We start from the raw sequence: 11,257 nt of genomic DNA, 5'->3' as shown, positions 1-11,257 counted from the left end.
GCGTAGGCGGAGATAAAAAGAGTAACAAAAACATCGTGCTTGTGGTTAAAAAGTAACACAGGCAAGAGTGCCTGTGAGGGATTATCTAAAGGGGTAGACTTAGGAGTCTTATGTAATGGAAGACCTATGTGCCTGCCCCTAACATGAATTTTTTGAAATGTATATAACAAGGTAGATTCAGAATTAATAATGATGTATCTATTTACCCCATTCTATCTTTCCTGTACTTCTCATGCTTTCTTTAGTTCAACTTACCATGCTATTACGAACTTTTTATCTGTTTTGTTCCATAGTTCTTATCAGTCTTATCTGTGCTATTCCGTCGGTGGGGATGATGGGTATGTATTCTAATCATACGTGGGACGCTTGTGATATGTTTTGATGCAATTACTTAGAAAGTGAAGAGGTGTATTATAGGGGGTTTTTAGTGGGGGTAGGGATACGGGTTACTTTGCCGTTAGTGGCATCGAGATAGATAACATCTCCTGTGTTGAGTTTGTGTGTGATTTCTGGTAGATTGGCAATCATTGGTATGTTCATCTCTCGTGCGATAATTGCGGGGTGTGATAGTTCGCTACCTCGTTCAAGTAGGACGCCGTCCCAATATTGTAAGCACCATGTCTGGCCTGGGTTTAAGCAGGTTGTTATGAGTATGCGAGGGTGAGGGATGTCTGTGGGTAATGATGTGGGGCTATTTGTCACATACGCAGTACCTTTTACTCTACCGCCAGATATACCCCAACCGTACCATGTATCGGTCTCTCTGTCAATATGGGGGACTGGATGATAATTTATAAAAGATGGTTTTGGAAATGTATGTTCTACACACCATTGATGTTTTCGGGTTGAGATGTCTGTGAAGTTTATCTGCTTTCCTTCTATTAGAGCGTTTATTAGTTCTTGCCATGTGATCCACCAAATTTGATTTTGGTTGTTTAATATTCCTTTTTCCGCTAATTTTCTGCCAGCCTCTTTCAATAATTTTTTTTGTATATATAGAATTTTTTCCCATTCGAATCTTTGTTCTTCACGGAGGTGAATAAATCGTGAGATAATGCGGTATAACCATCCAACCTTTTTTTGCATTGTGTTTCGTATTATAGGTTGATCGTATTTTTCTTCTAAGAGTTGTGTTTCGAAGAATTGGTTTTGTTCCTCGCCAGAAAGCCATTCTCCCCATCGTGGCGACATGAAGTCGAGGCTTTCTGTACGGTGTGAGTATTCAGAGCGGATGGTATTTAATAATTTTACATCTCGTGTGGATAGGTAAGAGGTTAGCATATAATTTGCGTGTGTTGTGATAGAAGGGTAGTGTTTTTCCTTACGGTGCACGATGTATTTTCCGCCTAATCGATATACATAACTTGACCATAGGATAGCCCAACGATGTATTTCGAGGAACTCTTCGGATAGTTTTTGCCATTGTTCCCAATGCGATAGCCATGCTTCCGAAGTTTGTTCTGGCAAATCTTCTTCACGCCATAGGTTTAATTTTTCTGATAATTGTTTTTTCCATTGTTCCCATCGGTGTAGCACAAAAATTGCATCTTGCCAGTGTTCTAATAGTGAACGAACGGCATCTAACCAGAAGCGTATACCTAATAATTTCATTTGTCGTGGTGGGCAACCGCAATCGTCAGGAAATAGTAGTTTCAAATCGGAGGCAAGCCACCATTTTGGACAACCTTCTAATAAATCGAAGTATACCTGATGTGGAATGTATACTTGACCGCCGAAGTAATATGGTTCTACAGGTTCAATTTTCTTACGCATACTTAGTGCTTCTTCAATTGCTTTGCGAAGGATTAATGGTATAAGAGTTGTTTTTGTAATTGGTGTAATCGGTTCGATAAACCGTTGGTCAAAGAACCAACAGGTAGCACATTTTGTCGGGTATAATTCTTGCGATGGATGGATTGCTGTTATAGGTCGAACCTGTAAAAACCAGATGTTTTCATCGTTCCATGTCCATTCTATATCCACAGCAGTGCGATAGTTCCATTCCATCTTTATTAAACCAGTTGACAGTTCTGCTAATAACTGGTCTGGTATATGTTTTGGTCCATGGATTCCTTCTTGAAGTTCTATTAGTTCTGCAGTGGAGGGGTGAAAAAGAATCCGAGTTGGCTGTGTTTCTCCATCAACCAACATCTTGTTCTCGCCAACGACCATCTCGCAATATGCTTTTTCGGGATGTGCATTGATTGGCTCAGCAGAAAAGCATACTCCTGATATTTTTCCTGAAATAAATTCTTGCAAGATGATAGCAAGTCCACGTGGACCGACGTAATTATGTTCTGTTTCTATTACCATTTCATAATGTGCACATAACTTGTCCAGTGTCGGAATAAGTTCGTCTGCATTTGATATGAACTCAGTTAGGAACTTACCTGCAAATGAACGGTGTTCTTGGTCTTCTTCACATGCGGAGGAACGGACTGCCAACTTCATATTTGAGGACTTCTGTAATATTTCATCACACCATGATAATAATGTTTGCTGTAATTCAGGATGAGTATGCCAAATCCTACGTTTAACCCCTTCCGTATTGATTATGCCGAACAATGGCACTCTTAATCCTTGTCTTCTCATCTGCACCAACCCGTATCCTTTTCCTCCAATTTCGATACGGGATGTATTAACTAATTCCTCATTGTTAATTAACCAAAAACGCATAGCATTTTTATCCTTCTTCCATATCAAAGCAAAGAAGAGGTTGGAAAAGCAAAAAGGTTATCTGCCTGATGGATGAATGCTGTGCTTTTTACTTATATTCGTTTCAGGTGGCGGATAGGAACAAAAGATGCATAGATATACAATCATTTTTAGCAACAACGGTAGACATTTTTTGTTTGTTTCTAATGTATCGTTTATCAAGTTCAAATTTATGTTATTGTCATAGTGTAGAAAGCGATACTGGCACTGACACTGGCATTTAGTTGTTCAATAGGTGGTGAGGTTGGAATTGAGATAATGTAATCGCATTCGCGTTTGATTAATGGTCGGATGCCTTTCCCCTCACCGCCGATGATCAGGACGTTCTTATTTTGCCATTGTATCTCGTTGAGTTTTTTATCTCCGTGTGCATCGAGGGCATATATTCCGAAACCGAGTTCTTTTAATTTACGAACACTTTGTAGGGTGCTTTTTGTTTGAATGATTTGGGCATATTCTACCGCTCCAGTGCTTGCCTTTACGACGATAGGTGTAATTGGTGCTGTTCCTTCTTGGGGTAATAGTATGGCGTCGATTTTGAATGCGACAGCGGAACGAATAATGGCTCCTAAGTTTCGTGGGTCTTCAATATGGTCAAGGACTACAATTCGTTTTGTTTGGTCTATGTGTTTTTTTAGGTATTCGTCGAGTTGAAGTATGGGGAATTGGTCTACTTCTGCGACGATACCTTGATGAACAGCATTTTTAGTTATGCGGTCTAAATAACCGCGTGGTTTTCTTTCAATAGGGACACAACTTTCCCAATAGTTTAAGCCTGGAATAGTTACACCTTCCTGAACATATATTTTGAAAACTGCACGACGACCTGCCTTGAGGCAGGTTAAGACGGGTATTCGACCAAAAATTACATTGTTTTCCATCAAGTTATCTTAAATCATGGACTTCTTTGAGTTTACTTGCCCTGAGGTTGAGGTTATCAAACTCTGGCACACGTTCATCGTATTGATGTGCATTTAATTGTGCTAAATCACGCAGGATATTGTATGCTTCTTGATAACGTTCTAACTTCTCATAGCATTTAGAAAGGCGGTACATATTGTACCAATAATTAGCACCACTGTTGCCATATCGCTGGATTGTAAGTTCGAGGACATCTTTTGCTCGTTCCCATCGCAAAAGCATCATCAGGTAACCTGCGACGCGTGTAAGTCCAGCTTCATCTATTTTGTCCCGTTGTGCATCTTGTCCTGGTACAGCCTTGGTAAAATTTTTAATCATGTAATTGACACCGCCACTGGAAGCAAGCCAGCCTACTCCGACAATAATGAGGATAATTAATGGCCATTTTAATCCACTCAAATCCATAATGAAGCCCTCCTTAAAAATGTTGTTTTAAGTTTAAATACCTATCCATGCACGAACAACAAAAACCCATTGTGATAATATGGGGATATTAAATAATGTTCCGATTACACCCAGAGTAACCAGAACAACAATAACAACTATTAAAAAAGAAAAGAACTGTCTGAGTTTGACGCCTATATTCCATCGTGCGCGGGTGTTTTCACGGTCTAACTCTTGAACACGTTTTGCGAACGTTTCGAAACGTTCCCTGCATGCTTCGGAACAGAATGAACCTAATGGTGAACTAACCACACAAGCCCCACAAACGGGCTTCCCACATTGTTTGCACCTTGCTGTTGCGGAAACAGAAGGATGATTGATACAAGAGGATAATCTGCCGTCTAACATATCAATTCCTTATAATTTATTTTTTTATTATAACAAAAATAATGAGTATTTCAAGTATAAATTTAAGTATTTATTATTTAGTTAGGCATTGAATGATAGTTTTTTCAAAAGTTTGAATCATAATTTCATTGCCGATAGGGTTAAGATGGCAATGGTCGTTAAACAACGTTTCGCCAGGGATATGATGAGGTTCTGCCTCTTCTATTGCAGATAAAACATCAGCCAGAGGAATCTGATTTTGTTGTGCAAGTTCTCTCACAATATTGTTTTCAAGGTCGGATGACTGATGTCGTGGTGACGTTTCACGAATAATCTTCCTACCTAATTCATACGCTTCTTTATATTTTTCTTCTTTAATTAATTGCAATACTTGTTCATAGTCATTGGCACTTTTCCCTATTAAGTTAGGTTTTATATAGTTTGAAGGGACGGTTGCAATAACGACTTTTATATTTTTTTCTTTACACAACTGTATAATTTCGTTCAGATTGTATTTGTATTTTTCCATCCGTTCTGCAATTTCTTCTGGGGTAAATACATGATTCCAGCCTTTACCTGCGTCGGGTAGTGATTGAGCTAACATCCTACGATTATGCTCTTTCTCTAGTTGGGATATTTGATATGTTGCGATGCGGTCGCGAATAAATCGCATCATTGCGGAGGAGAATAGTATCCGTTGTAGTTTTGTTGATTGCACTCGTGCTAAATGTAGTTGTTCAATTTCTTCAAATTCGTTGTGTCCAGAATATATCATCACGAGGTCAGGAGCATAATTTACAATCTCACGAGCGATTAATACGAGGCGATGTGTGCCGTAGGAAAGTCCGCCACAGTTGATTATTTCGACTTCTTTATATCTCGGTTTAAGTGCTTCTTTCAAACGCTCGGATAAGTTTGGTAATTCGTAATTGACATAATTTACCGAAGAACCGCCCAGAAAAAAGATGCGTAATGTATTGGAAGGCTTGTTTTTCAAAAATCGTTGATTCTGGAAAGCGACAGTCTTATTGGGGTGTGTTATCAAATAGCGACTATCATGAGGGTCAGGGATAAATAGTCGGGAATCCTCTGTAAAACCTAAACCGATATCTGTCACCATTGGTGGAAGCCATATCTCAACAATTCGGGCTATTAGTTCAAGACCAAGAAGCAAAATAACAAGTGGCAATAAGGAAAATAGAATTATCTTTTTTTTACTTAGGTTTTCGTGTCTTACTGTTTCACTCATTTCTCTGTTAGCCACTTTTGGAGTTTAGGGGTAAGTGTTTCTGCTAATAACGTGTGTCCATCAGCAGTTAAATGTCCATCCAGTGTAAAAAACAAATTGGGGTCTTGTTGACGCTGTCGAAATGCATCGGAAACGGTAAAGCAGGGAACATTTGCTTTTTCGCAGGCAATCTGGATAACTTTATCGGGGGCATCAGATGTCAACATTTCTGGGACGACATCAAAGCCAACGCGTTGAATATTTTTCCATGCAGGCTCATTAACATAGGGACCATCGGGAATACTGACGACGGCAACCTGTGCATTATTTTGACCTGCTACCGATTTTATAACTTGCAACGCTTTTGCCATATTTCCAATACACTGCTGAATCCACGGATCATCGGGATTTAATGTGAGCGTGTAAATATGTTTATTTTTCAATGCAAGGTCAATCATATAAGGATTTAAGAGCCCATCAAAAAACGCTTGTTTTACTTCTGCATCGAAATTATCAAATCGTTGTTTTTCTTCTGGTGTCATTTTTTCATAGAACTCTTTTGCAGTATTGGCTGACCAACGTGCATTGTCCTCTGCGGTCGTTTTTTCTGGAGGCCGTTCTTGTGTTCGTGTTTCAAGTGATTTCGTTAATCGCATCATTTCTACAGTTCGGACAAAATTAGGATATAAAAGTTTTGTCCAGCGAATGAGACCTGAGCCTATTTGTTCCAAGCCTTCCGAGCCTGAAGATGCAATATCGTTCCCTTGTAGAATACCTACTAATACCAGATCGGGTTCGAGTAAAGGAACAACGGTGCGAGTAATTTCTGCATAGAAAGGGGGTCCTGTTCCTGGCTTACCTAAGTTAATTGTTTCAATTTTTTTGTTCGGTAATGATAGTGTTTGTTCCAGTTTGCGGAGCCATGTCTGTTCTATGTTCACACCCCAACCGTACGTATAGGAATCGCCAACGGCTATGATGCGGTAACTATTGGCACTTTTAGGTTTTTGTATCTCGCGGTCACGAATTCCTAATGAATTGGTCTCTACCACATACCTAAAATCAACGGAAGCAAATTCTTGTTGTGACAATGGCGGAAAAATCAAGTCATGTGTACCTTCAGGGAATGGCTTGGGTAAAATATTTCCGACCACACGGTCTAATATCATGGTTAATATAAGAACTGCAAGTATTGAAGCCAATACTAACGATACATTCTTTAAAAATAATTTCATCGAGATACTCCATCGGTATGATTTGAAAATTATCAATATGTATTCATCAGATATTTAATCCTCATTATGATATGTTATTATAAATAATTTGGAGTATAAAAAGATTTAGTCATACAAATTGAGAATTAAAACTGCAGATATGAATTCGAAAGTATTTTTATATTTATTTTTAATTTTACTTGCAGGTTATTTATATCGTTCTATTGGTTTAAGTTACGAGTCGATATGGTGGGATGAATTTAGCAGTGTTGTCCATTTAAAGCCTTTATCGGAATATGAATCGTCGCCAGATTTTACACGTTGGGCTCAAGGTGTTCATTATGAACCTTCAGTGAATATTTTGCATTTCCTGATAAAGAATCGCTCTATGGACCCTGCAACTATGCCGTTATATTATTCAATTGAGTATTTATGGCATACCTATATTGATGAGTCGTATTATTCCCTCCGTCTGCTTTCCGTTTTTATCGGATTGACTGTTATTTATAGTACATATATTTTAGGGAGTTTAAGTTTTAGTGCTTCTGCGGGGCTTATTGCCTGTCTTCTTGTAGCACTGTCTCCGATACATCGGCAGTTTTCACAGGAAATACGGATGTATAGTTTGTTCACCCTTCTGTCTATCCTTTCCATGCTTCTTTTTATATATTGGTATCGTGACCTAAAACGGAGAACTTTTATATATTATCTTATCACTACCTTCCTCCTTCTCTGGACACATCCCTTTGCGACGTTAGTCGTTATGGTTCAAGGGGTGTATCTGCTGGTAGACCGATTACTTATCCGTGCATGGGAATACTGCGAAGGGAGACCCAGCGAATGGTTTTATAAAGATTATTTTAAGGAAGAAATTCTTTTTCTTATAAAATGGGCTATTCCTCTCTTCCTTATTTCACTACCTTCTGTTGTATATATTCTGACTATAAATTTTTGGTCGCCAGACATGACATCTTCATGGATGAAGATACCGACACTTCGCGAATTTACTGGGGACCTTGTTGCAGATGATTGTGTTGGGTGGACTTACCAACTACGTGCAGAGCCTGATTTATGGATGCATTTTTTTAGTAAAGAAACTGCTCACACGATTGTATCTCAACGGTATTTCATAGGTGGCGTGATAGCGGTTTTATATCTCTTTTGCTTTATCTGGGCTATTTGGGTTTATTTCTTTAGAAGAAAAGAAACTAAAGATTCACAGTCGAATAATGGCGGGAAAACAACTAATTCTCTTATCCTGCTTTATTGTATCTGGTGGTTATTTCCTCCCTTATTTTTATATCTTGTTTCACACGTATGGCGTCCCTGTATTATGCCAAGATATACCCTGCATAGTTCCATTGCTCTTTATTTGATTATTGGCTACACCATTAGCAACATGGAACATAAACAATGGGCAAAACGACTGCTCATCACTGCTTTTCTGCTTTTGTATTTATATCAGGGTAGTTTAATCCTCGGGAAACCGCAACATACGGATTGGAAAAATGCAGGTATATTTATTAAGCACAAGGCAAAGACAGAAGACATTATTCTTGTAAACAATGAATTGTGGAAGCGTGTTTTTCTGTATAATTTAGGTCCTGTACCCAATGTTGTTTGCTATGGTTCCCAGTTTGAGAATACCGCAGAAATCGCTGAATTTTTGATTACAAAACTATTACCAGAACGAAGACCGAATGCAAAATTATGGATTGTGGTTCAGGGGGATTATTTTGAATCTGCACCTCTTAATCATTTTGAAAAGTATTTGAAGGAGAACGGTATTATCTATCAGTCGCAAGAGTTTCCTGGTATCCAACGGGTTGTGGTGTATCATCAGATATTTTCTTTGCAAGATTCTGTAAAAACATACAGTAAAAAATCGGTAGCCTTATTAGAAGACCTGTGTGCTATGGCTCTGGAATTCTGGCGGGTCAAGGATTTCTGGTCTGCAGTTGATACCTGTAAGCATGTAATTCAACTTGACCCTGGTTATGCTCAGGCATATTCCTATATGGGTATGTCCTATAAAGAATTGCAGGAATGGGACCTTGCAATAGATGCATTCACAAAGGCTGTCGAATTGAAGCCAGAGCAATATCCATGGAACTGGATTAATATTGCAGATATTCATATTAACAGAGGTCAATATGAATTGGCTATTTCTGCATTGGAAAAGGCATTCCAACTATTGCCTAATGATTCATTTGCTCATACCTGTATGGGTCGTGCCTATTTGGGGCTTGGAAATCGTGAAAAGGCGACTGAATATTTCCAGAAAGCCATTGAACTTGACCCTACAGACCTACGTCCTGCTACAGAATTAGAACGACTGAAAAATAACCCTCAGCAACCATTTCCGACACCTCAATGAATCATCGTATTGTAAAAAGCATCAGCAAAATATTAATCTTTCTTATTTGGGTTGTCGTAGCGTTTTTGTCTGCTGAATGTGCGGTTCGCATCTATGAATATATCGTTGCTAAAACAAATCCTCTCATCTTATCCTTGAACGATCAACCTCCATGGAGTCATAGCAATGTCGTTCAAGAGAACCAACTACAATCAATAGAACCACTTCCACCTCCAGATATAGGACAATGGTATAAAAACCGAGCAGAGTTTTTTTTACAATTGGATGAGCATGATAAGCAATTGTTTTCTTCCTTTTACCAGATAGCCGTCCTTATAAAGGATTTAGACAAAGAGGAGAAAACTGTATACCTTCCTGAACCGAATGCAAAACATTGTTTTAATGACGAATTACTAAGTGCTTTGGAAAAAGAAATACCTGTTCAACGTCAGAATACCTATTCAAAATATTACCCTTCATTTACAAATGGTGAAGAAATTATTTCCGACCTTTTTGTCTATTATCCAGTGGGCACAAAGAACCAAAGCATACTGCTGTGTTGGTATAAGTCAAAGAATCCAGATAATCTACAGAACACAAAAGATATAGCCGATGTTTGGGAGATACCTTATTTTGAGTATAAGAAACATGCTCGATTGCATTCGTATGAATTTCACACAAACAATTTCGGTTTCCGCGATGAAGATATCGTTGTTCCCAAACCGCCCAATGTGTTTCGAATTGTGTGCATCGGTGGTTCGACTACTGAGGAAGGACCAACTGAATCGGAAACATATCCAAACCTGTTAGAAAGATTTTTGTCAACGCAATACCATGGTGGTTATAAAATTGAGGTTATCAATGCGGGAATGCCAGGAATTTCTGCTAATAAGTTATGGTTACGCTTGCCAGATTATCTATTGATGGAGCCAAACCTTATTGTTTATTGTGAAGGGGCAAATGATATAACACATATCTTATTACCTTACTGGTTAAATCATCTAAATGGAATGAAAAAGATATGTATACAATCAAAATTATTTCGAAATGTTTTTCCTCTTCTTTTCCTACCTAATGATACACAAATACAGAACGATATTAGTAAAGATGTATTAAGTCATATAAAAAAAATAGAGAACTACCTTCAGCAGAAAGGAGTACTTTTTGCGGTAATGAGTATGCCTACACCAAATTACTCCTTGATGACACGACGGGAGAAAGATTACTTACAATATGTAACAAGGAAATGGTGGGGAGGTGATTTTATCAATTATAGGATGTATTATTATGTCCTTGATATATATAATAAACTTCTGAAAGAAAGGTTCCTTGATAAGGATGTTCTATATATTCCGATGTATGAGGAATATCAGAAGGAACCACCGTATTATTTTTGTGATTTATGTCATCAAAAAATGAAAGGAATTCAAAGGAAAGCGGAAATTATAATGCCCTATTTATTGGCATATATCAAACGATACGAAGCAGGTCATAAACAATAATGCATACATCTCGCCAAAAAAAGAAACCTATTATTTATATCTTGGGTTATAGTTTGTTTATTCTATTTTGGCTTATTGTTATTTGTTTATCTTTAGAACTGTTTGAACGATTACGCTGGAAACATATCGAAAAGACAAATAAATTTGTTCGTATCCGTCGTGGAGAATTACTGATGAAGGAATGGGATGAGGGAAGGGAAGAAGGTATACATTATGGCGAAGGGAAAACTTTATTTACACCTCAACAATTACTTGTTGGTGATGAATGGTGTCTGCCAGAACCTGAACCATTAGACCTATGGAGTTATCGTTTTCAAATCTATTTTAATGAAGATGAAACATTTCGAGAGGCATTTCGCACTATTTACGACATAAAACAGATTAACCTTAATATTGATAAAAATAATTTTGATATAACTTGTTCCCTAACAAATGAAAGTGTGGGGGAAAACAATAACCTTCCGTTGTATCAAGAAATTATAAAAAAGATTCCGAAAGATGTGTTTCAATTGTATAGGGCTTTTTTATGGCAGGAGACGATGCAGGAAAA

Annotated in this window: 9 protein-coding genes; 3 read left to right on the top strand and 6 right to left on the bottom strand. The window is 38.0% G+C overall.

Annotated elements, in window-relative coordinates; all coding sequences use genetic code 11:
• Positions 1-411: 411 nt before the first annotated feature.
• From PLJ10_11345 to PLJ10_11320, 6 genes are all read right to left on the bottom strand, one after another.
• The gene (locus PLJ10_11345) at positions 412-2,676 is read right to left on the bottom strand and encodes a PEP/pyruvate-binding domain-containing protein (GenBank protein ID HOK10240.1); all 2,265 of its coding nucleotides are present in this window, start codon (positions 2,674-2,676) and stop codon (positions 412-414) included.
• Between the two features lie 209 nt (positions 2,677-2,885).
• Positions 2,886-3,596 carry a 23S rRNA (guanosine(2251)-2'-O)-methyltransferase RlmB gene (gene rlmB / locus PLJ10_11340; protein HOK10239.1) on the bottom strand — a complete coding sequence of 237 codons (711 nt, stop codon included), beginning with the start codon at positions 3,594-3,596 and terminating at the stop codon, positions 2,886-2,888.
• Between the two features lie 4 nt (positions 3,597-3,600).
• Positions 3,601-4,041, bottom strand: a complete 441-nt coding sequence (locus PLJ10_11335; GenBank protein HOK10238.1) for a hypothetical protein — start codon at positions 4,039-4,041, stop codon at positions 3,601-3,603.
• A 33-nt stretch (positions 4,042-4,074) separates the two neighbouring features.
• Positions 4,075-4,428 (bottom strand): B-box zinc finger protein, encoded by a 354-nt coding sequence (locus PLJ10_11330; GenBank protein HOK10237.1) that lies wholly within the window; start codon positions 4,426-4,428, stop codon positions 4,075-4,077.
• A 73-nt stretch (positions 4,429-4,501) separates the two neighbouring features.
• Complete coding sequence (locus PLJ10_11325) at positions 4,502-5,656, bottom strand: SGNH/GDSL hydrolase family protein (protein HOK10236.1); 1,155 nt, start codon at positions 5,654-5,656, stop codon at positions 4,502-4,504.
• Positions 5,653-6,870 (bottom strand): hypothetical protein, encoded by a 1,218-nt coding sequence (locus PLJ10_11320; protein ID HOK10235.1) that lies wholly within the window; start codon positions 6,868-6,870, stop codon positions 5,653-5,655. Before PLJ10_11320 ends, PLJ10_11325 begins: the two co-directional genes overlap by 4 nt.
• A 139-nt stretch (positions 6,871-7,009) precedes the next feature.
• Between PLJ10_11320 and PLJ10_11315 the strand changes: the two genes are divergently transcribed.
• From PLJ10_11315 to PLJ10_11305, 3 genes are all read left to right on the top strand, one after another.
• Positions 7,010-9,226: a tetratricopeptide repeat protein gene (locus PLJ10_11315; GenBank protein HOK10234.1), complete on the top strand. Its 2,217-nt coding sequence runs from the start codon at positions 7,010-7,012 to the stop codon at positions 9,224-9,226.
• Positions 9,223-10,707, top strand: coding sequence for a hypothetical protein (locus tag PLJ10_11310; protein HOK10233.1), 1,485 nt, complete (start codon positions 9,223-9,225; stop codon positions 10,705-10,707). The genes PLJ10_11315 and PLJ10_11310 overlap by 4 nt, the downstream gene beginning before the upstream one ends.
• On the top strand, positions 10,707-11,257 hold a 551-nt coding region (locus tag PLJ10_11305), incomplete at its 3' end, for a hypothetical protein (GenBank protein ID HOK10232.1). The genes PLJ10_11310 and PLJ10_11305, both read left to right, overlap by 1 nt.

The organism is Candidatus Hydrogenedens sp. (assembly GCA_035361075.1).
Taxonomy (GTDB): Bacteria; Hydrogenedentota; Hydrogenedentia; order Hydrogenedentales; family Hydrogenedentaceae; genus Hydrogenedens.
The sequence above is the reverse complement of the archived record's forward strand: the minus strand, read 5'-3'. Positions and strand labels throughout refer to the sequence as shown.

What these genes read in the sequence shown, in the direction of transcription:
- PLJ10_11320 (HOK10235.1), bottom strand. Translation starts at nt 6,870, where the DNA reads ATGAAATTATTTTTAAAGAATGTATCGTTAGTATTGGCTTCAATACTT.
- rlmB (HOK10239.1), bottom strand. Translation starts at nt 3,596, where the DNA reads ATGGAAAACAATGTAATTTTTGGTCGAATACCCGTCTTAACCTGCCTC.
- PLJ10_11315 (HOK10234.1), top strand. Translation starts at nt 7,010, where the DNA reads ATGAATTCGAAAGTATTTTTATATTTATTTTTAATTTTACTTGCAGGT.
- PLJ10_11325 (HOK10236.1), bottom strand. Translation starts at nt 5,656, where the DNA reads ATGAGTGAAACAGTAAGACACGAAAACCTAAGTAAAAAAAAGATAATT.
- PLJ10_11335 (HOK10238.1), bottom strand. Translation starts at nt 4,041, where the DNA reads ATGGATTTGAGTGGATTAAAATGGCCATTAATTATCCTCATTATTGTC.
- PLJ10_11310 (HOK10233.1), top strand. Translation starts at nt 9,223, where the DNA reads ATGAATCATCGTATTGTAAAAAGCATCAGCAAAATATTAATCTTTCTT.
- PLJ10_11345 (HOK10240.1), bottom strand. Translation starts at nt 2,676, where the DNA reads ATGCGTTTTTGGTTAATTAACAATGAGGAATTAGTTAATACATCCCGT.
- PLJ10_11330 (HOK10237.1), bottom strand. Translation starts at nt 4,428, where the DNA reads ATGTTAGACGGCAGATTATCCTCTTGTATCAATCATCCTTCTGTTTCC.